This is a genomic window from Xanthomonas sp. NCPPB 1325 (genome assembly GCF_041477645.2).
In the GTDB taxonomy this organism is placed as follows: Bacteria; Pseudomonadota; Gammaproteobacteria; order Xanthomonadales; family Xanthomonadaceae; genus Xanthomonas; species Xanthomonas cannabis.
The window spans coordinates 4,145,144-4,165,219 of record NZ_CM192985.1 but is presented as its reverse complement, the minus strand read 5'-3'; the positions used below and the strand labels follow the sequence as shown (position 1 = coordinate 4,165,219).

Here is a 20,076-nt window from a genome sequence, read left to right as displayed (position 1 = left end):
GCTGCGGCCCCAGATCGACTGCGTAGGAGCGCACCCAGGCGCGACTGACAATGCCGGGAAGCCTGGTCGCGCCCGGGTGCGCTCCTACAGCTGAACGACGGTGTTCTGATGCGGACGGTCTGATGCAACGATGACGCGTGCTGATCCCAGGCGCTACCGAGCGTGGACGGAGTGCTGCCTTCACGCGGCCAGTGGCAACAGCAAGGTCACACACAGCCCGCCATGCGCGCGGTTGTGCAGCGAAATGCGCCCGCCGTGCGCCTCTGCGATTTCGCGGGTCAGTGCGAGCCCCAGGCCGGTGCCGTTGCGCTTGGTCGAGTAAAACGGCATCAGCGCATTGTGCAGCACCGCTTCGTTCATGCCATTGCCGCGGTCGAGCACTTCGATGCGCAGCCATTGCGGCACGCGGCTTACGCGCACGGCGACCTCGCTATTGGCCGGCTGCGCTTCGCTGCAGGCTTCGTGCGCGTTCTTGAGCAGGTTGAGCAGCGCCTGTTCGACCTGGGCGGCATCGATGCGGCTGCTGACATCGCTGAGGTCGCCCTGCAACTGGAACGGGATCTGTTGCCGCAAGCGTTCCAGAAATGGTTCCCAGGCGATTGTCTGCAGCTGCGGCTGCGGCAACTTTGCAAATCGCGCATAGCCGCGGATAAACCCTTCCAGATGGCGCGCGCGTTCTTCGATGGTTTCGAACACCGTGCCCAGGCGGTCGGTGCGTTCGCGGCGCAACAGCTCGGCGCCGGAATGCGCCAGCGAGGCGATCGGAGCCAGCGAGTTGTTCAATTCGTGGCTGATCACCCGGATGACCTTCTTCCAGGTCTGCACTTCCTGCCGGCGCAGCTCGGTGGTCAGGGTGCGGATCAGCAGCAGCTCATGGCCGCGCCCATTGAGGTGGAAGCTGCGCCGCGACAGGTGGTAGATCTGCTCATCGTCTTCGTCGTCACCCTCTTCGCGTACCGCAAACAGGCAGTCGCCGCCGCGGGCCAGGGCATCGCGCAATTCGCCCGGCATGCGCTCCAGCACATCGTCCAGATGCTGGCCTTCGAGCTTGCGCCCGCCATGCAGCAGTTTGCGTGCGGCATTGTTGGAGAAACCGATCCGTCGCAGGCCATCGCCGCCGGCCACCACCAGCAGCATCGCGACCGGCGTGTTCTGCAGCATGGTGTCGAGCATCAGTTCGCGTTGCACCAGGTCGCGGCGTTGCGCACGCAGCACGTCGCCGAGTTCGGCATGCGCGTGCACCAGTTGCGCCAGTTCGTCATTGCCGCGCCAGTGGACACCGAAGTTGTATTCGCCATCGCGGTAACTGCTGGTGGTGCCGGCCAGCGCCCGGAACAGCGAGCGCATCGGCGCGGTGGCGCGGCGCAGGCTCCACCACATGGCCGACAGCAGCGCCACGGCCGAGACCAGGGCCACCTCCCAGCTACGGTCCAGCCAGTACGCGATCAACCAGGGCAGGGCAGCGGCCAGCGCGAGTACCGGCAACAGCCGCAAGAACAGGCCAAGGGTGAAGGAGCGATTCCACATGCGATGGCTCATTCGGCAGTGATGCCATAGCGGTCCATGCGCCGGTACAGTGCCTGCCGGCTCAGGCCCAGCTCGGCGGCCGCTTGTGCAATCACGCCTTGCGCGCGGGCCAGCGCCTGTTCGATGCGCGCGCGATCGGGCTCGCCGGCCACTGCAGCCACCGGGCGCGGTGCGGGCGCCCGTGGCAGATTCAGATCGCCGGCCTCGATGCGCGCGCCCTGCGCAAGCAGTGCGGCACGTTGCAGCACGTTGCGCAGCTCGCGCACATTGCCCGGCCAGGCGTGCCGCTGCAACGCGTCGCGCGCCTGTGCGGACAAGGGCTTTTCGCCGGCGAGAAAGTGATCGGCCAGTGGACCGATGTCGCCTGGCCGCTCGGCCAGTGCCGGCAGTGCGATCTCCACCGTGTTGAGGCGGTAGTACAGGTCCTCACGAAAGCCGCCCTCGCGGATCATGCCCTGCAGATCGGCATTGGTCGCGCTGATGACGCGTACCTTGGTGTGGCGCTCGCGGTTGGAGCCCAGGCGTTCGTAACGGCCGGTTTCCAGCACGCGCAGCAGTTTCATCTGCCCCGCCAGCGGCAGGTTGCCGATTTCATCCAGGAATAAGGTGCCGCCGTCGGCCGCCTCGAACTTGCCTTCGCGCGCCTTGTTGGCGCCGGTGTACGCACCGGCCTCGGCGCCGAACAGTTCCGCTTCGATCAGCTCGCCTGGCAAGGCGCCGCAATTGAGGGCGATGAACGGCCCCTGCCTGACGGCGGAATTGGCCTGGATGATCTCGGCGATCTTTTCCTTGCCGCTGCCGTTGGGGCCGGTGATGAGCACCGGAAGATTCGAGCGTGCCACCTGGCAGGCGAGCGCAATGGCGCGCTCGCTGGCCGGGTCGGCGAAGACCGCACCGCGCAGGTCATAGCGCTGGGTGAGTTGCTCGCGGCCGCGATGCTCGCGCTCGCGGCGGCGCTGCAGCTCGCGCCGCGCTTCGGACAGCTCCAGCAGGTTGTTGACCGTGGTCAGCAGCTTGGTGTCGTCCCAGGGCTTGGCGATGTAATCGGCCGCACCGGCCTTGACCAGGCCCACCGCGCTGCCCAGATGGGTCCAGGCGGTGAGCAGGATCACCGGCAGGTCCGGGTGGCGCTGACGGAGTTGGCTAAACAGCGCCTCGCCTTCTTCGCCGGAGGTGGTGTCGGCGGTGAAGTTCATGTCCTGGATCACCAGGTCGAACACCTGCTCGTCCAGCAGCGCCAATCCGGCCTGCGGCGAATGCGCATGCCGTGCCTCGATGTCGTGCAACGAAAACAGCACCTCCAACGCAGTGGCCACGGCCGTGTTGTCGTCGATGATCAGGATGTGCGGCATCGCATTGCTCAAGAAGGCGCGGAAGGGATCGGCACAGAATACCGGCAACACGCAGCGACAACGCGCCGCTCGGCAGGGGTGCGGCAGATCGTCGGGCGGGAACGTCGGCGGACTCAAGCGGCCGGGCGCATGGTGCACCGCCTGTGTGCCGGCACGACGCTGGTTATGGAGCCGCGGGCGGCAACAGCGGTGTGTACGTGGCCGCTGTCCAGATCAGATGCACCTGCACACCATCGCGCATGACATCCACGGCGACGGGGTTGCCTGCAGCAGCCCGCAGTGCGGCCAGCAATGTTGCGACTGTGGTGATCTGGGCTCGGCCCGCGGTGTGCACGCGGTCGCCGCGTTGCAACTGCAGGCTGAGCGACGCGCTGGCCTGGGTCACCAGCAATCCGTCGCTGCTGGCGACGAGCTCCAGAATTTGATCGTTATGGCGCCAGTCCAGCCGGGTGTCGTCGATGGCGAGCACCTCTTGCATCGAAGTGCTGGACGAGGCCGACGCCGCGTGCGCCCGCGTTGCCACACCTTGGCCGGGGTGAAAGAGGCAGCAGGCGGTCAGGGCGATCAATGCCGATGATGCAAGGGAGCATGGCATGGGGGAATCCGGTTCGTAACGAGGGTAGAAACGCACGGTGGATGGCAAGCCTGGTTGCTTCCCCACCGCCAAGCGACGGGGAATCAACGCCGGCCATCATGCACTGCGGGTGGCCACAGCCGGTGGCACTGCGGCTGCGCGCCGGGCCGGCCAGAACACCGCCAGCTGGCCGAGCATCCATAGCAGCAACGCGCCAATCGGCAGATAGATTGCCGGCAGTCGCGGCAATTCATAGCGTGCCATCAGCCAGACGTTGATCGAGTAGGCCATCAGCATGCCGAGCACGATGCCGATCGAGGCGAGCAGGAAATTCTCGATCTGGAAGTAGCGCAGGATCTGGCTGCGCGTTGCACCCAGCGCGCGACGAATGCCGATCTGCTTGGTGCGTTGCTGCACCCAGAAACTCGCCAGGCCGACGATGCCCAAGGCGGTGACGATCAGTAGTGCGATGCACACTGCGCCGAGTAGCCAGATCATTGCGCGATCGTTGCGGAAATGCGTATCGCGGATTTCCGTATAGGTCTGCTGCTCCCGTACCAGTCGGCTATTGTCCACCTTCATCAAGGCTGCGACCGCTGCCTGCAGTACTTCTCCTCGCCGCAAGGTGTCGCTGACGCGCAGAATGTATCGGCCATCGGTATAGGGAGTGCGGATGGGCAACAGCATCGAATAGTCTTTCTCCGACAGCCCATTGACGTTGTTCGGTCGCGCCAGCGTTTGCACGATTCCAACGATGCGCAAGGGTACTTCGCCGGAATAGATGGTTTTGCCAAGAGCGCTGTGATCGGGGAACAGCTTGTCCGCTGCCGCCTGCGTCAGAATGACCGCCGCGCCCTTCTTGCGGACTTCATCGTCGTTGTCGGCTTTTTCCTGGGTGATGTACTCCTCCGGAGCGAAGTCGCGCCCCGCATTCAACTGCAGACCCAGCGCGCTCAGGCTGCCTTCGCCGACCAGATACTGCGCGGCGTTGAGCGTGGGGCGTTCCTGCTCGACCGTCAGTGCCAGCCCCGTGTTGGATGAAGGATCGTCGAATGGGACCTGATTGATGATGACCGCGCTGCGCACCCCGGACACCGCGCGCAGCGCCGCCAGATCCTCCTGGGTGCGGGCGTCGGCATTGGTCTGGGGGCCGATACCGTCCACCTGGATGCTGAGCAGCTGCTTTTCGGCGATGCCGCTGGCGCTGTGGAGCGTGTCCAGGCGATTGCCGATCAAAAACAGCGAATTGCAGATGATGGCGCAAGCCAGTGCGATCTCGAGCACGATCAGTGCAGCGGCCGTCTTATGGCGGCGCAAGGTGGAGATGATGGGTCGGATGTCCATGGGCTGACCTTGAAGATAGGAAGCGTGGCTCGCCGCGATGCAGCGGGCAGGAGGTTCAGGACGACTTCAACTGCAGTGCCGGTGCGACCTGGATGGCGCGCCAGGACGGCAGGATGCCGGCGAGCAGGCTCGCGGCGATCGCAATGGCGAACGTCAGCAGCAGCATCGTGATATCCAGGTGTGCCAGTGCGGCGTAATCCACCGGTTGCTGACGCACGGCCCACAGCCCCAGCCACGCCAGCCCAAGTCCGCCGATGCCGCCGGCCAAGCCGATGGTCCCTGCCTCCACCAGGCACTGCGCAAAGATTGCGCCACGCGACGCGCCAAGCGCGCGCCGCACGCCAATCTCTCCGCTGCGGCGCAGGAATTTCGCCAGCAGCAGGCCGACCGTGTTGAGCAGGCACACCAGCAGAAAGCCCATGGCCAGCCACAGCTGCAGGCGGACGTCGCTGGGCACCACCTTGTTGTAGTCCAGCCACTGCATCACGTTGCGCAGGCGCACATTGTTGGGCCGGGTAAAGCGCCCGGCGGCACGTTGTTGATCGGAATAGTTTTCGAGGTAGGCCTTGTAGTCGCCTGCCTGCTTGGCATTTTCCAGCTCCACCCAATATTGCACCCAGTTGCAGGGGGCATTGAGCGCAGTACTGTCCCCTCCCTCGACCTTGCCGGAACAGTTGGTGCCGCCGGAGTGACCCAACTTCAGATCCATCGCTGCACTGAACGGGACATACAGCTGTTCTTTGGAGCCGTAGGTCTTGGTGATGTCGTAGAAGCGTGGTTCGACCTTCCAGGTATTCAGTACGCCGACGATACGGAAGGTGTTCTTGTCCACGCGGACCTCGCGGCCTACGCTGTTGCCGCCGTCGAACAACTTTTCGTTCAGCGACTTGGTGATCACCGCGACGCGTTCGTGCCGCTCGTCGCTGGTGCTCGACCATCCTTGTCCGTAAAGGAACGGCGTGTCGAACATCGCGAAGAAATCGGCCGAGGTGTAGCGCAAGTTCAGCAGGAACGGGCTCAGCCCATTGCGCTGCGGCTCGAGTATGGCGTATCCGCCAGTCATGATTGCCTGACGCATGGCGCGCTTCTCACGCAGCAGCGCTTCGGCGTCGAAGCGGGTGGATTGGTAATCGGGCTCGTCTCCCGGCTGATAGCCGGACTTCGGTTCCGCATCCACCTGCACATGGAACAATCGATCGCTCTTCTGCGGAATCGGGTCGCCCGACAACACATAGAACACCGTCAGCGTGGTCATGCTGGCACCGATGCCGAGCGCGATGGCCAGCACCATCAGTGCGGTCAGCACCTTGTTGCGGCGGAAGCTGCGCACCGCCAGAGTGAAGTAATAGCCGAACATGAGTGGGCTCCTTAGCCGGCCAGGGTTGCAGTGGCGCTGGGCGCGCGCATCAGGCTGGGGTTGCGTTCCAGATCGGTGGCCTGCCCATCGACGATATGCACGTTGCGCTGCGCGCGTGCGGCCAGCTCCGGGTCGTGGGTGACCATGACGATGGTGGTGCCCTGGCTGTTGATCTCTTCCAGCAGTTCCATCACCCCGCGGGCCATTTGCGAGTCGAGGTTGCCGGTGGGTTCGTCGGCCAGCAGCAGGCGTGGGCTGCCGGCCAGTGCGCGCGCGATCGCGGCGCGCTGCTGCTGGCCGCCGGACAGTTCGGTGGGGTAGTGCTTCAGGCGCGAGCCCAGGCCGACCTTGGTCAATGCCTCTTCAATGCGCTGCTTGCGCTCGGCCGCGGCCATGCCGCGATAGCGCAGCGGCACATCGACGTTGTCGAACAGGTTGAGGTCGGGAATCAGGTTGAAGCCCTGGAAGATGAAACCGATCTTTTGATTACGCAGCCGCGAACGCGCGTCGTCGGACAGATGGCTGACGTCTTCGCCATCGAGCAGGTACTGGCCGCTGGTGAAGGTTTCCAGCAGCCCGGCCAGGTTGAGGAAGGTGGTCTTGCCCGAGCCGGAGGGGCCGGTGACCGCGACGAATTCGCCTTCGCGGACATGCAGGTCCAGCGACCGCAGCGCGTGCGTTTCCACCTGTTCGGTGCGGAAGACCTTGGAGACCGCTTGCATCTTGAGCATTGCCGATTCCTTTGCGAGGAGAGAGTGCGACGAGGTGGAATGACTGAATCAGTGGACGGTGACGCGCGGCGCATCGCCGAAGTTGTCTGCGCCGGACACCACCACGCGGTCGCCGGCCTGCAGCCCGGACAGCACCTGCACTTCGCCCAGGCTGCTGACGCCCATGCGCACCGGGCGGCGCACTGCGGTGTTGCCATCCATCACGTAGGCGTAGCTGCCGCCGGATTGTTCGACGAAGGGGCCGCGCTCGACCTTGAGCACGTTGCGGCGCGTGTCCATCACCACGCGTGCGCTCATGCGCTGGCTCTGGCGCAGGCCCGGCGGCTGCTTGTCGGTGAAGCGGATGCGCGCAGTGACTTCGCCGTTGACCACTTCCGGCGACACCGCCGAGATGGCGCCGGGGAACGGTTCGCCGCTGCCGCTGGTGAGCTGGGCTGGCATGCCGATCGCCAGATCGCGGGCGAAACTTTCCGGCACCTTGATCTCGACTTCGAACTTGGACAGGTCCACCACGCCCAGGATCGGCGCGTTTGCGGCGACCTGGGTGTGCTGCACGGCCTGCACCTGGCCGACCTGGCCATCGAACGGCGACAGCAGCGTGAGGGCGTCCACCTGGCGCTGCACCTCGGCCACCACCGCGCGTTGGCGGTCGGCCAGCAGGCGCTTGTTGCGCGAATCCAGATCTGCGCCCTGGCTCTTCAGCGCCGCATCGCGCTGGGCGTGCTGCAGGTCGATGTCGGTCTTCTTCAGGGTGTCCTGCGCCTTGGCCAGCTCCACCTGCGGCACCGCACCGCCATCGTAGCCACGCTGGTAGCGCTCCAGGTCGCGTGCGGCGGCCTGCTTGTCGATCCGGGCCTGGTCGGTGAGCTTGCTGGCGTTGGCGCGGGCAAGCGTGGCATCCAGGGAGGCGCGGCTGGATTCGGCCTCCAGGCCGGCCAGCGTGGCCTGCTCCTGCGCCAGCTTGCTGCGCAGCTCCGGGCTGTCGATGCGCGCCAGCTCCTGGCCCTGCTTGACCACATCGCCGGCCACCACGCTCAGCGTTACCGTGCCGGCGGAGATGGCGTACAGCACGGGGCTGTTGGCAGCGATCACGCGGCCGTCGGCGGCGATGTCGCGTACCAGGTCGCCCTGGCTGACCGTGGCGATGCGCACCCGGCTGGCGTCGAACGAGCGGCTGCCGGCGCTCCATGCAGTGACCGCCCAGCCAATACCGGCCAACACGGCGACCGCCGCGATGCCGGGCCATAGCCAGCGGCGCCACGGCGTGCCCCGGGTGGGGGTGCGGAGAACCTGGTCCTGGGCAGAGGTGTCACGAATCATGGTCGGCGGGCTCGGTGGCGTCACGGTGACAAAGCAGGACGCGTGCCAACCGGCAAGTGGCTGAAATGATTGCACTTTAGGGCCGCAGTGCAGGTGTCCGCAGTGTCCGCGGACACCTGCGCGGACACGCTGTCCGGGGACGGTCATGCAGTGGACAAGAGCGCACACGCTAAAATGCCGGTCTTCTTCCTAAAGAGCTGTCCCTATGTGCGGCATTGTCGGAGCGATCGCCGGGCGCGATGTGGTCCCGGTCCTGATCGAAGGACTCAAGCGGCTGGAATACCGCGGCTACGATTCCTCCGGCATCGCGGTGCTCGATGGCGACCAGGTGCGCCGGGTGCGACGCACCGGGCGCGTGGCCGAAATGGCCCAGGCCGCGCAGGCCGAACAGTTCGGCGCCACGTTGGGCATCGGCCACACCCGCTGGGCCACGCATGGCGGTGTCACCGAAGCCAACGCGCACCCGCATATCAGCGCCGGCGTGGCGCTGGTGCACAACGGCATCATCGAAAACCATGAAGCGCAGCGCGAAAAACTGCGTGCGCTGGGCTACACCTTCGAGTCGCAGACCGACACCGAGGTCATCGCGCACCTGATCCATCACCATCTGGGCAGCGCGGGCGACCTGCTGACTGCGCTGCAGTGCACCGTCAAGGAGCTCACCGGTGCCTACGCGCTGGCAGTGATGAGCCAGGCCGAGCCGGAACGTTTCGTCTGCGCGCGCATGGGCTGCCCGTTGCTGATCGGGGTGGGCGAGGGCGAGAACTTCGTCGCCTCCGATGTGTCGGCCATCGTGCAGGCCACCCGCCAGGTGATCTTCCTCGAAGAAGGCGACACTGCCGAACTGCGTCGCGATGGCGTGCGCATCTTCGATGGCAACGACGCCCCGGTCGAGCGCCCGTTGCACCTGTCGGACGTGTCGTTGGCGTCGCTGGAACTGGGCCCGTTCCGCCATTTCATGCAGAAGGAAATCCACGAGCAGCCGCGTGCGCTGGCCGACACCATCGAAGCGGCCATCGATGCCAAGGGTTTTCCGGCGTCGCTGTTCGGTGCCAACGCGGAAGCGGTGTTGCGCGACATCGAAGGCGTGCAGATCCTGGCCTGCGGCACCAGCTACTACGCCGGCATGACTGCGCGCTACTGGATCGAAGCCATCGCCGGCCTGCCGTGCAGCGTGGAAATCGCCAGCGAATACCGCTACCGCGCCGCGTATGCCAACCCCAAGCACCTGATCGTCACCATCTCGCAGTCCGGCGAAACGCTGGACACGATGGAAGCGCTGAAATACGCCAAATCGCTGGGGCATCTGCATACGTTGTCGATCTGCAACGTGCCCGAAAGTGCCATCCCGCGCGCCAGCGAACTGGTCTGCTATACGCGCGCCGGCGCCGAGATCGGCGTGGCCTCGACCAAGGCGTTCACCACGCAGCTGGCGGTGCTGTTCCAGCTCACCATGGTGCTGGGCAAGCTGCAGGGCCGCATCAGCGAGACCGAGGAAGCCGATTATCTGGAGCAGCTGCGTTTCCTGCCGGGCAGCGTGCAGCACGCGCTGAATCTGGAACCGCAAATCATGGCCTGGGCCGAGCGTTTTTCGGTCAAGGAAAATGCGCTGTTTCTTGGCCGCGGCCTGCACTACCCGATCGCGCTGGAAGGCGCGCTCAAGCTCAAGGAAATCTCCTATATCCATGCCGAAGCGTATCCGGCTGGCGAGTTGAAGCACGGCCCGCTGGCACTGGTGGACGCGGCGATGCCGGTGGTGGTGATCGCACCGAACGACCGCCTGCTGGAGAAGGTCAAATCCAACATGCAGGAAGTGCGCGCACGTGGCGGTGAGCTGTTCGTGTTCGCCGACCAGGACAGCCACTTCAGCGAGTCCGAGGGCGTGCATGTCATCCGCACGCCACGCCACGCCGGCGTGCTGTCGCCGGTGATCCACACCATCCCGGTGCAGCTGCTGGCGTATCACACCGCCCTGGCACGCGGCACCGATGTGGACAAGCCGCGCAATCTGGCCAAGTCGGTGACGGTGGAGTAAGCGCGCGAGCGGGACGACCGTGCCCGCCTTGGGGCAGGCGCGGCTAGTGCGTTGTTTAGGCTGAGTCTATGCCGCCGGAATGCAATGCTTGCGCGCTGCCGGTGCCGGCCTCTGGCCGACGACCTGCGTGCCATATCCGCATCGAGCCACTGCACCGAAGCCTGAGCCCGCAGCTTGTACAACGGCGGTGCACAGCCAGGCTGCGTGGCTGCCTCGCTGCTTCTGCTCAAGAGAGTAGCGATCGTCGTCCTCGGGCAGCCAGGCGATGGGCCCTCGTTAAGGCCGCTGCGTGTAACGCCGCTTAGCAGCCGCGCTCCGAGGCTGCCAACGCTTTGGCCCAGGTTATGCATAAGCTTCTTGCAAGGGTCACACCACGCAGGAGGACGTATGCACGAGTCTTTCAAACAGGGGGCGCCAGCGGAATTGTGGCAGGCGTTGGTGCGCGAGGCGGGGCAGCGGATCGCACGTCCGCTGGACGAGTCGCGTGAGCATTATCTGGTGTTTGTGTTGTTGCGTTTCCAGCGCGATGCGCATCTGCTGTCGCGCACGCAGGCGCTGGCATGGTTGCATGCGCAGGATCAGGTCGGCAGCGTACGGGCCGATGCATTGCGCGACGTCGGCGACGGTTGCCTGCTCATTGCGGGCCTGTTCCCGGGCGTGGCGCAGCGCCGTCGGCTGAGCGTGGACTACTTCATCGACCTGGGGCGCGGTGCGTATTCCGAAGTAGCCGACACCCGCTACAGCGATGCAGGTCTGTTTGCACAACTGGCCGGCAGCTATCGCGAGCTGGTGCGCACACTCGCTGCATTGCGCACTCCACACGATTGGCAACCGAGCGCTGGCGGGATCTTGCATGCGTAACCAGTGAACGTGCGCAGGGACGGTCCCCACATCGGCGTCGGGACCGCCCCGACTGCGATGGCTGCCGTGTGCGGGCACACTATCCCTGCAGGACGATCTGCGGGTGCGTTGTGCCATTACCTGTCGATCCGAACCCTGCAGTGTTGGAAGCCATCGCGTGCAAGCGTTGGTGCATCGGTCGCGCTGCATGGGGGACATGCAGCGCGTCGCAGTCATCCATAGGGACAGGGATCCATGAAGACGTGTATCGCGGCGGTGCTGTTGGCACTGCCTGGGCTTGCCGTTGCGCAAGATCTGCCGCTTGGCTATGCGGGTCAGGGTGGAATGACGCTGCAGGAAATCGACCCGGCCATCTATGCGTATCACTACGACCACGGGTTCGTAGGCGAAGATGCGATGGGTTGGGACCCTGCGCTGCAATTTGCCTGGTCGCGTATCGCCGCCGCCAAGGTCTGCGCACAGCAAACGCCATCTGATGCAGTGATCGGCAAGCTGGTGGAGCAGTACGGCAAGGATGCCGTGGTGCACCAGATCAACGGTATCGGCTTTCATGAAGCGCAGATGCGTGCGGCTGGGACGTTTTGTACGCCGACGCGCGTGACCGAAGCCACAGCAGTAGGGCCTGCGTTTGCAGGCGGTGACTTCTCTGCGGCAACTGCCTATGCGGCGGCAGCTGAGGCGGGGACGATTGTGGTTGTGGCAGCCGAAGGGCAGCCATCGTCACAAACGCAAGCCGATGCAGATGTCGTCATTGCAGCATCGGCTGACTGGGCCTTGCAGCTGCCGTTGCATGCCAGCATGCGCGTAGGCTCCAACGGGCTGCCCAATGGCGATGAAATGTTGCGCGTGGTTCGTCGCGGGCATACCGGGGCGGTGGTGGGCTTGCAGATCGCCACCAGCTTGTTTGCACGCGGCATCGCAGTATCGGCCTTCAACAAAGGACAGTTGAAAGGCGAGAAGATGGAAGGGGTAGGCAATCCGGGTTATCAATTGCAGCGCGATGCGGTCAACGCGCACTTGAAGACCTATTTCACCGGGCATCCGACTGCGCTGCCGGTGGATCCGTTTCCATTGCAGGTGCTGATGTCCGACTGGCTGCTGGTGTATCAGAGTCTGGCCGATACCAAATCGCCCTACGAATTGCGCTATGCAGTGACGATCGGCGGAGAGCGCACCGGCCTTCTCAAGCGCAAGGCGAGCCCGGTCAGCATGGACTGTACGCCGACACCGCGTACTGCTTCTCTGGAGCAGTGGGAAGCCAACGATTACGCCTTGGTCAAAGAGGCCGCACAAGCCTACAGCGACGAATGCGCAGCGAAATTCGCCGAGCGGTTGCCGCAGTGGTTCCCCGATAGAGAGGCTGTTGCGACGTCCAATTGAACGGCCGGATCTGTCGACGCCGGACATCGGGCACCCGATGTGCTCTGACAAGAATCACGCTAAACATATCGCTAAACCACAAGGGGCACTGATCCATCGATCAGTGCCCCTTGTGTCTTTCCATTGCAGAGCGATCAGCCTACGCTGCGCGCCTGGTTGCGTTGCTGCTCATGCTGATCTTGCGCCTGCGTCTGCGATTGCGCTTCCTGCCGCACGGCATTGCTGCTTTGCTCCAGGGGCCGTTCCGCAGCGGTTGCCTTGTCGGTATAGATCCGCTGATGCGCCGGGTCGCTCGGCTGGCCCTGTACGGCAAACAGCCCGCTGCCGTCCTTGCTTTGCGCCACCATGTCGATTCGCTGCAGGCCACTGACTTTTGCTTCGAAGGTCATGTGGCCGGCAGCGTTCACCAACTGCTGCCGGTTGGCGAATGCATTCGGACCCAGTTGTTCCAGCTTGCTGACAGCCTGGTTGAATAGCGGGTGGTCGGGGTTGGTTTTCTCCGAGAGCAGCGGTGTTTTTTCTGCCTGCTTCAGCGCATTGAGCGTATCGCGGCCAACCACGCCATCGTCCTGTAGCCCGTGTGCACGCTGGAACGCCTTGACTGCCTCGCCCGTCCGCTGGCCATAGGCGCTGTCGGCTTTGAGCTCATTGCCGTTGGCGTCCTTGTAGCCCAGCTGTTGCAAGGTTTGCTGCAATTTTTGAACGTCGGCACCGTGGGCCTTTTCGCGCAGCACGCCGGATGTTTCGGCCGCAGCCTGTGCATGCGCGGGCTTGTGCGCGTTGCTGTCGTGCGACTGCTGCTTGGTCTGGCTGCGGTCCTGCAGCAACTCGCGCGCCTCGGAGAGCGGGTCGCTGGCATAGAGTTTGACGCCCTTGGCGTGCTTGCGCTCAAGGTAGGAATCCAGCGAGCTGAGTTCGACACCCTCGCCGCCACGCGACTGGCTGATCTTGAGCTCGCCATCCTTGGGGTCGCGCACCACCATGGTGATGTGGTCGATGCCCTTGTAACGCCCTTTGTCCCATCCCAAGGAACCATTGTCCTCGCCGATGATCATGCCCTCCTTGAGCTTGTCGGCGGTGACGTCCTTGCCTTCGATCAGAGGCCCGGAACGCTGCTCGGACTTGCGCAGTAATTCAGAGGCACTGTCATAGCCTGAAACAAATTTTTGCTTATCACTGAATACTAATTTTCCGGCGCCCTGATTGATCTCATCCATGGTGGCGTTCTGCAATTTTACGACCCAGCCGGAACAGTCGACCTTTCCTTTGTCTGGATCCTTCGAGCCCATGCCGTACTTGACGTGGTCATACTTAATACTCAGATCGTACGCTGCGCTCAGCGCGACGCCGTGTGCGGCAGGCGCTTGCTGCTGCGGCGATGCCGACTGCGTCGGCGATTGCACCTGCTGACTCTCCGAAACAGGAACAATGCCTTTTTCGGGAATGCGGATACGGTCCATCTTCGTATCCCAATACTGGACAAACGTTTGCGCCATGTCTTTGTCGGACATGCGCTGAAACGTCGCGGCATCCACGCCGGTCAGCGCCTTCATTTCTTTCTCGCCAACATTGTTGAGGATGTTGGCGCGTGTACTATCGAGTCCGAAAGATCCGGTGGCAATCGCGGTCTGAAGAGAGCGGTAACCGCTAGCGCCCTGCTGGTGGGCCATATACATGTCTAGGCCGTCAGGCGCCGGTTTGCCCGAAAGATAAGGGCGGCCATCGCGTTCGTGCCGGTCAACCAGGCTCGTTCGGTTATTCAGATACAGCCGTGCGGCTGCGTCGGTATTGACCACTGCATCCAGTTCGCGTCCAGCGATGCCGTATTCGCCAGCGGTTCGGGGGGTGAACTGGAACAGCCCCTTCGCACCACTTGCCCCGCGGTTGGCCAACTCGTCGAAGTTGCCGCCAGTCTCTACGTGCGCAAACCGCAGGAAGTCGTCACGCGGAATATTTCGTTCGGCAGCTTCGCGTTCAATGATATCGAGCACTTGGGCCCGTGAATAATTCGTTGGCATCGCTCAAGGTCCTTGATTGAGTGCTGCAGCCCAGTAGCTGCAGCGGTACGCCGCCCGAACCGATTCCTTTGGTTCTGTATTAAGGGGTCGGCAAATACGATTTCTGTGTCGCATCGTAACGGTAGACAACCGTTTCGTCAGCCTCGCTCGTCTTCGGGTCAGCCGAAACCGTTACCCGTAATGCGGGCAGGCCGCCCTGTGGAACGAACTCAAGCGTGCTGGTGTTCTTGATGCACTGGATCTTCCCAGGCGCGTTATCGCCGCAATTTGCACTATTGTCTTCACCGGCCGGGAGATTGCCGATGTAGGTCCAATGCCTGTCGTCGACATCCTTGGTTTCCTTCGGGTCGTACACAAGTGCATCGTACGAAAGGATCCGTACGCCCGACTGCAGGCTCCACGTTGGCACGGCTAGCACCAGTCGACCGTCGTCGGTGACGCCGGTCTTTGCTTTGCGCGTCGTATCGACCGTGTTGCCCTTTTCCATCCCGCCGAACTCCCCGATGTAGGGCTCAGCGCCGAGAAACTTCCACGGCGATTTGCTGCCCGGTTCGCTGGTCACGAAGGTCGCGTGGGCCAAGGTTACCTTGGTGTCGGGCGCGGGGTAGTGATTTTCGCGCTCCGCCCCGAACAGCTGGGGGGTTTTCCAGGCAAAGCCGGTGTAGTACTGCGTACCATCAAGTTCGAACTGGAGGCCGTACCAGAAATGGATCCAGCTGCCATTGGCGATTTCGTAAGAAAGTGCGCCATCGCCATCTACATCACTGATGAAGTACAGCACGCTGTCCGGGCGGGGCGGCTGGAGCTGTTGAGTGGAACCCTGGGTTGCGTCCTGCATGGGAGAAGCGTCCTTGTCTGAAGATATGGTGGCGCCGCTGGCCGCGGTGGTGGCTGTCTTAGGAGGTGTGGTATCCGGTGTCGCCGGCTTGCACGCGGCGATCGTTGCTAGCGCAAGGATCAGTGGAATCTTCCTGACGAGCATTGGGGTGCATCCATTGCGGAGGGCGGCGAAAGTCTACTCCTACCCGCGGTTGTGTCCAGTCGTCGCGCCGCGCCTGGTGGTGCCGGCTTTCCGCCGTGGCGTGGGACCTTGGGGCGGTATGGGAGGAGTTTTCATGTCCACTCCCATCCGCTGAAACGTCACGGTTGCCGAGCGTCCCGCTCTTAGGCCAGCGGCGTATTGGAAATGATCTCTACCCAGTATCCATCCGGGTCCTTGATGAAGGCCAGGTGCTTCATGCGGCCGTCTTCCAGGCGCTTTTGATACGGCACATCGAGGCTGTCGAAGCGCGCGCAGGCAGCGTGGATGTCCGGCACCGAGATGCAGATGTGGCCGAAGCCGCGCGGGTCGCTGTTGCCGTCGTGATACACGGGACCGTCTTCGGTTTCGGTGCCGTGGTTGTGGGTCAGTTCGAGCACGCCGGGGATGCCGGCCATCCACAGGCGACGCTGTGCGTCGTCATCGGGAATGGCCGTGTTTTCCGGCAACAACGCCAGAAAGTACAGGCTGAATTTCGCGTCTGCATAGTGACGTGCATCCAGCAGGCGGAAGCCGAGCACGCGCGTGTAGAAGTCCAGCGAGCGCGGTGCGTCCTTGATGCGCAGCATGGTGTGGTTGAACACGAAGCCGTGGGTCTGTGCCGGCGCCGCACTGGCACCGGGAACATGCTGCAGATCGGTCAAAGGCATGGTGATCTCCTCTTGAAAGTTGAGTGCGCAGGGTGAGCGCCGGGCGGCGATTTTAGCGGGGGCGGGGTTGTGTGCGTGTCATGGCAGCGCGCTGCCACCATCCGCGCGCCTGTCAGCGGCAGGGGCCAGATAAGCAGTCCGGGCCCCCTTGCCACTGGCTCAGAACCAGATGCGCACGCCGGCGACGAAGCGACTGTCGCGTGCAGGCTCCTCGTCCATCGTGGCGGTGGCGCGGTCACCGAAGCTGCGGTGATGCACCCAGCCGATGTAAGGCGCAAACCGCCGGGTGATTTCGTAACGCAGCCGCACGCCTACTTCGACCTGTTGCAGCCCGCTGTCGATAGCGCGTCGATCGTCATCGGTCACTGCGATGGTCGCCTCTGCACGTGGCTGCAGGATCAGGCGGTTGGTGAGCAGCACGTCGTACTCACCTTCCAGCCGCACCGCGGCGCGACCATTGCCGACAAACAGCGTGGCTTCGGTTTCGAACTTGTACGGCGCCACTCCCTGCACCCCGAACGCGGCCCAGCTGCGATGGTCTGCACCCACGTCCTGACGCACGCCTGCCAGCAGATCCCACCACGGTGAGATGGCATGACCGTAAAACGCTTCGACCGATGCATCCCGGGTGCGGCTGCGGTGTCGCTCGCCTTCGCTGCGGAGCCAGAGCCGGTTGATGTCGCCGCCGACCCACGCCCGTGCTTCCCACGCTTGCCCGCTGCCGCGGTCGGTGTCGAAGGCTTCCAGGCGATCGAGCAGCACATACCGGTTGATGCCGGTTCCGTGCATCGCATGGCGACGCAACGGGGCAAAGGCCGCCGCGATGTCCTCGGTGGTGGGCTCGGGAATTGGCTCGCGTGGCAGTGCGGTGTTGCCACGTGGGGCAGATGTGGACGCGGGCGTGCTCGTGGCTGTTGCATGACCCATCGTTGCGTGATCCATCGCCGTATGATCCATCGCCGCGTGGTCGGCTGCAGCGTGCTCCATCGAGGCATGATCCGTCGGCCCATGATTCATCGCGCCATGGTCCATGCCCTCGTGCGCCATCTGGCGTTGCTCTGCCGGTGAAGGCGATGCGGCTTGCTGCGGTGTTTGCGGGATGTCTGCATGCTGCGGGTGCGCTGTGCCGTGAGCATGCGCCGGGTGTCGTGCCGGAGCGTGCGTGGCAGCATCCGGCTCCGTCGAAGCGACGTCATCGCTGGCGTGCTGCGCATGCGCATGCGTCATGTCCATCGCGGGCGTCGCATCGCGCGCAGACGACGGCGCTTCCGGAGAGTCGGGCGCCTGCGTGCCGGTTTCGCCGGGCTGGTCTGCTGCCTGCATCGAATGGGCGTGATGGTCGTGCGCTGCCATGTCCACAGCAGCATGCACGTGCTCCTGCGCCGCCAGCGGTGCACTGAACAAGACGCTGCCCGCTACCAGCGCCGTGAGCCGAAGCGCGCTCATGCCTCCACCCGCACTTCGCGCATCATGCCCGCTTCCATGTGGTACAGCAGATGGCAGTGATACGCCCAGCGGCCCAGCGCATCGGCGCGCACGCGGTAGCTGCGGCGGGTGCCCGGCGGCATGTCGATGGTGTGCTTGCGCACCTGGAAGTTGCCGTCGGCATCTTCCAGATCGCTCCACATGCCGTGCAGATGGATGGGGTGCTGCATCATGGTGTCGTTGACCAGCACGATGCGCAGCCGCTCGCCGTACTGCAGGCGCAACGGCTCTGCAGAAGCGAAGGCGATGCCATCGAACGACCAAGCGAATTTTTCCATATGCCCGGTCAGATGCAGCTCGATCTCGCGTCCGGGATCGCGCCCATCCGGGTCGTCGAACAGGCTGTGCAGATCGCCATAGCGCAGCACGCGGCGGCCGTTGTCGCGCAGGCCCACGCCGGGGTCGTCCAGCCGCGGTGCGGTGGCGTTGCTGCGCATGTCGATCAGCGGATTGCCGGCCTCGCTGGCGGGGTGATGCGGGGTCTTGTCGTGTGCCTTTGCATCGTCATCCGAGTGCATGTCGTGCATCGCATGTGCCGCCGGCATCCCGGGTGCGTCATGCATTGCGGGCATTGCGTGATGCATCCCATCGCCATGCCCCATGTCCTGCATGGCCAAAATCGCACGCGGGTCCAGTCCAGGAATCGGCGCCTGCAGGCCGTGCCGTACCGCCAAGGTGCCGCAGGCGAAACCGGTACGCCCCATGTCCTGCGCAAACAACGTAAATGCATCCTGTCCGATCGGTTCGACGATGACGTCGAAGGTTTCGGCTGCGGCAATGCGCAGTTCGTCCACGCTGACCGGATGGACGTACTGGCCATCGGCGGCCACCACCGTCATGCGCAGCCCGGGGATGCGGAGGTCGAAGTAGGTCATCGACGAGCCATTGATGAAACGCAGCAGCACCTTCTCGCCGGGGGTGAACAGCCCGGTCCAGTTGCCGGCCGGTGCCACGCCGTTGAGCAGGTAGGTGTAGGTGTTGGCATTGACGTCGGACAGGTCGGTGGGGGTCATGCGCATGCGCCCCCACATGCCGCGGTCTGCCAACGTTGCCCGCACGCCGTCTTCGCGCGCATCGCGCAGGAAATCGCCCACCGTGCGCTGCGCGTAGTTGTCGTGGCTGGGCATCTGCTTGAGCCGGCGGAACAGCGCGGCCGGGTCCAGATCGGTCCAGTCCGACAACAGCACCACGTGCTCACGATCGTGGCGATACGGAGGTGGCGTCAGCGGGTCGATGACGATGGCGCCGTACAGGCCCGCCTGCTCCTGGAACATCGAATGGCTGTGGTACCAGTAGGTGCCGGATTGGCGCAGCGCGAAGCGGTAGTGATATTCCTGCCCCGGCGCGATGCCATCGAAGCTCATGCCCGGCACGCCATCCATGTTGGCCGGCAGCAACAATCCATGCCAATGCACCGAGGTGTGCTGGTCGGGCAGCGCGTTGCGCACGCGCACGCTCACCGTGTCGCCCTCGCGCCAGCGCAGCGTGGGTGCGGGCAGGCTCTGGTTGACGGTGATCGCCGGGCGGGTGCGCCCGGTGATGTTGACCGGCAGGCGGCCGATCTGCAGCGACTGGCTGCTGCCGCGCAGGACGGGCGCAGCCATGGCGCCGGTTGCGCGCGCATTGTTGCGCCACAGCCCGGCGGTGGCGGCAACCCCGCCCAGGGCCAGGCCCTGCACGAAGCGGCGCCGGCTCAGGCCTGGCGCGGGGGTTGGATCGAACACATGGGAATCGGAAGACATGACACCTCCGGTGCGTCTGCGCCAACTGGCGGACGCAACGCATCGCTGGGAACTCCCGCGTGCATGCACGCAGGGCGAAGGGCATAAGACGTGGCTGACAGACGATGCGGAGCCGACGTCAGGCTGCGGCGAGGGCGCGATTGCACGCGCCGCGCGCATGCACGACCTGACGACATCGGGCAACGAGCATGCCCGCCTGCTGGTGGGCACAGGGTCCGTCGGCCGCTTAGCCGATGGGAGGTCGCACCGGTTGCTCGCGCGCCGGGCTGCTGCGGCCCTCGTCCAGGGCGGCAGGCACTGCAAGATGGCCCGGCATCGCCGTCGGCAGCGCAGGCAGCGTCAGCAGGGCCAGGCTGCAATGCTGCAGGCAGTCGCAACTGCCCAGCTTGCAGCAGTCGGCGGCATGCGGGTGGTCGCCTTTGACCGGCGCGGCCAGTGCGTCAGGCGCAGCGTTGTGCGGCGCCGCCATGGCGTCATGGCAGGGCATGGCCTGTGCGGTCGACGGGTGCGCCGCCATCGCATGCGCCGTGGCCTGCGGCATGACCGTGTCCGGCATCGCCATGCCAACCGACGCCCACGCGCCGGTGGCCGTATTGGCGACCAGGCACAGGCACAGCAGCAGGCGGAGCAGGCAATGCAGCACGGGCAGTGGAGGCGGCGG

Annotated in this window: 16 protein-coding genes; 3 read left to right on the top strand and 13 right to left on the bottom strand. The window is 64.5% G+C overall.

Features of this window, described 5'->3' with window-relative positions; translation table 11 throughout:
• Positions 1-180 precede the first annotated feature (180 nt).
• From ACCQ10_RS17515 to ACCQ10_RS17485, 7 genes are all read right to left on the bottom strand, one after another.
• Complete coding sequence (locus ACCQ10_RS17515; protein WP_372361419.1) at positions 181-1,527, bottom strand: sensor histidine kinase; 1,347 nt, start codon at positions 1,525-1,527, stop codon at positions 181-183.
• An 8-nt stretch (positions 1,528-1,535) separates the two neighbouring features.
• Positions 1,536-2,879: a sigma-54-dependent transcriptional regulator gene (locus ACCQ10_RS17510; RefSeq protein ID WP_047692947.1), complete on the bottom strand. Its 1,344-nt coding sequence runs from the start codon at positions 2,877-2,879 to the stop codon at positions 1,536-1,538.
• Positions 2,880-3,042: 163 nt separating this feature from the next.
• Positions 3,043-3,357 (bottom strand): hypothetical protein, encoded by a 315-nt coding sequence (locus tag ACCQ10_RS17505; protein WP_372363166.1) that lies wholly within the window; start codon positions 3,355-3,357, stop codon positions 3,043-3,045.
• Positions 3,358-3,570: 213 nt separating this feature from the next.
• Positions 3,571-4,797: an ABC transporter permease gene (locus ACCQ10_RS17500; RefSeq protein WP_372361418.1), complete on the bottom strand. Its 1,227-nt coding sequence runs from the start codon at positions 4,795-4,797 to the stop codon at positions 3,571-3,573.
• Between the two features lie 55 nt (positions 4,798-4,852).
• Positions 4,853-6,154 (bottom strand): ABC transporter permease, encoded by a 1,302-nt coding sequence (locus ACCQ10_RS17495; protein ID WP_372361417.1) that lies wholly within the window; start codon positions 6,152-6,154, stop codon positions 4,853-4,855.
• 11 nt (positions 6,155-6,165) lie between these two features.
• On the bottom strand, positions 6,166-6,885 hold the full coding sequence (locus tag ACCQ10_RS17490; protein WP_372361416.1) for an ABC transporter ATP-binding protein: 720 nt from the start codon (positions 6,883-6,885) through the stop codon (positions 6,166-6,168).
• Between the two features lie 48 nt (positions 6,886-6,933).
• Positions 6,934-8,205, bottom strand: coding sequence for an efflux RND transporter periplasmic adaptor subunit (locus tag ACCQ10_RS17485; protein ID WP_372361415.1), 1,272 nt, complete (start codon positions 8,203-8,205; stop codon positions 6,934-6,936).
• Positions 8,206-8,410: 205 nt separating this feature from the next.
• Here ACCQ10_RS17485 and glmS point away from each other — a divergent pair, with 205 nt between their 5' ends.
• The 3 genes from glmS to ACCQ10_RS17470 all read left to right on the top strand — a co-directional run bounded on the left by glmS (position 8,411) and on the right by ACCQ10_RS17470 (position 12,481).
• Entirely contained in the window at positions 8,411-10,240 is a 1,830-nt protein-coding gene (gene glmS / locus ACCQ10_RS17480; RefSeq protein WP_372361414.1) for a glutamine--fructose-6-phosphate transaminase (isomerizing), read from the top strand.
• A gap of 387 nt (positions 10,241-10,627) precedes the next feature.
• The gene (locus ACCQ10_RS17475; RefSeq protein ID WP_039564281.1) at positions 10,628-11,101 is read left to right on the top strand and encodes a hypothetical protein; all 474 of its coding nucleotides are present in this window, start codon (positions 10,628-10,630) and stop codon (positions 11,099-11,101) included.
• 234 nt (positions 11,102-11,335) lie between these two features.
• Entirely contained in the window at positions 11,336-12,481 is a 1,146-nt protein-coding gene (locus tag ACCQ10_RS17470) for a hypothetical protein (RefSeq protein WP_372361413.1), read from the top strand.
• A gap of 134 nt (positions 12,482-12,615) precedes the next feature.
• Here ACCQ10_RS17470 and ACCQ10_RS17465 read toward each other — a convergent pair whose 3' ends face one another.
• The 6 genes from ACCQ10_RS17465 to ACCQ10_RS17440 form a co-directional block, all read right to left on the bottom strand.
• Positions 12,616-14,472: an XVIPCD domain-containing protein gene (locus tag ACCQ10_RS17465; protein ID WP_372363165.1), complete on the bottom strand. Its 1,857-nt coding sequence runs from the start codon at positions 14,470-14,472 to the stop codon at positions 12,616-12,618.
• A gap of 106 nt (positions 14,473-14,578) precedes the next feature.
• On the bottom strand, positions 14,579-15,337 hold the full coding sequence (locus ACCQ10_RS17460; protein WP_372363164.1) for a hypothetical protein: 759 nt from the start codon (positions 15,335-15,337) through the stop codon (positions 14,579-14,581).
• A gap of 326 nt (positions 15,338-15,663) precedes the next feature.
• A complete protein-coding gene (gene gloA, locus ACCQ10_RS17455) occupies positions 15,664-16,188 on the bottom strand; it encodes a lactoylglutathione lyase (RefSeq protein ID WP_372361412.1) in 525 nt (174 codons plus the stop codon).
• Positions 16,189-16,347: 159 nt separating this feature from the next.
• Positions 16,348-17,415 carry a copper resistance protein B gene (locus tag ACCQ10_RS17450; RefSeq protein ID WP_372363163.1) on the bottom strand — a complete coding sequence of 356 codons (1,068 nt, stop codon included), beginning with the start codon at positions 17,413-17,415 and terminating at the stop codon, positions 16,348-16,350.
• Between the two features lie 215 nt (positions 17,416-17,630).
• Entirely contained in the window at positions 17,631-19,415 is a 1,785-nt protein-coding gene (locus tag ACCQ10_RS17445; protein WP_372361411.1) for a copper resistance system multicopper oxidase, read from the bottom strand.
• Between the two features lie 226 nt (positions 19,416-19,641).
• Entirely contained in the window at positions 19,642-20,058 is a 417-nt protein-coding gene (locus tag ACCQ10_RS17440; RefSeq protein WP_372361410.1) for a CopL family metal-binding regulatory protein, read from the bottom strand.
• Between the last annotated feature and the right edge of the window lie 18 nt (positions 20,059-20,076).

What these genes read in the sequence shown, in the direction of transcription:
- ACCQ10_RS17515 (WP_372361419.1), bottom strand. Translation starts at nt 1,527, where the DNA reads ATGTGGAATCGCTCCTTCACCCTTGGCCTGTTCTTGCGGCTGTTGCCG.
- ACCQ10_RS17510 (WP_047692947.1), bottom strand. Translation starts at nt 2,879, where the DNA reads ATGCCGCACATCCTGATCATCGACGACAACACGGCCGTGGCCACTGCG.
- ACCQ10_RS17505 (WP_372363166.1), bottom strand. Translation starts at nt 3,357, where the DNA reads ATGCAAGAGGTGCTCGCCATCGACGACACCCGGCTGGACTGGCGCCAT.
- ACCQ10_RS17500 (WP_372361418.1), bottom strand. Translation starts at nt 4,797, where the DNA reads ATGGACATCCGACCCATCATCTCCACCTTGCGCCGCCATAAGACGGCC.
- ACCQ10_RS17495 (WP_372361417.1), bottom strand. Translation starts at nt 6,154, where the DNA reads ATGTTCGGCTATTACTTCACTCTGGCGGTGCGCAGCTTCCGCCGCAAC.
- ACCQ10_RS17490 (WP_372361416.1), bottom strand. Translation starts at nt 6,885, where the DNA reads ATGCTCAAGATGCAAGCGGTCTCCAAGGTCTTCCGCACCGAACAGGTG.
- ACCQ10_RS17485 (WP_372361415.1), bottom strand. Translation starts at nt 8,205, where the DNA reads ATGATTCGTGACACCTCTGCCCAGGACCAGGTTCTCCGCACCCCCACC.
- glmS (WP_372361414.1), top strand. Translation starts at nt 8,411, where the DNA reads ATGTGCGGCATTGTCGGAGCGATCGCCGGGCGCGATGTGGTCCCGGTC.
- ACCQ10_RS17475 (WP_039564281.1), top strand. Translation starts at nt 10,628, where the DNA reads ATGCACGAGTCTTTCAAACAGGGGGCGCCAGCGGAATTGTGGCAGGCG.
- ACCQ10_RS17470 (WP_372361413.1), top strand. Translation starts at nt 11,336, where the DNA reads ATGAAGACGTGTATCGCGGCGGTGCTGTTGGCACTGCCTGGGCTTGCC.
- ACCQ10_RS17460 (WP_372363164.1), bottom strand. Translation starts at nt 15,337, where the DNA reads ATGCAGGACGCAACCCAGGGTTCCACTCAACAGCTCCAGCCGCCCCGC.
- gloA (WP_372361412.1), bottom strand. Translation starts at nt 16,188, where the DNA reads ATGCCTTTGACCGATCTGCAGCATGTTCCCGGTGCCAGTGCGGCGCCG.
- ACCQ10_RS17450 (WP_372363163.1), bottom strand. Translation starts at nt 17,415, where the DNA reads ATGACGCATGCGCATGCGCAGCACGCCAGCGATGACGTCGCTTCGACG.
- ACCQ10_RS17445 (WP_372361411.1), bottom strand. Translation starts at nt 19,415, where the DNA reads ATGTCTTCCGATTCCCATGTGTTCGATCCAACCCCCGCGCCAGGCCTG.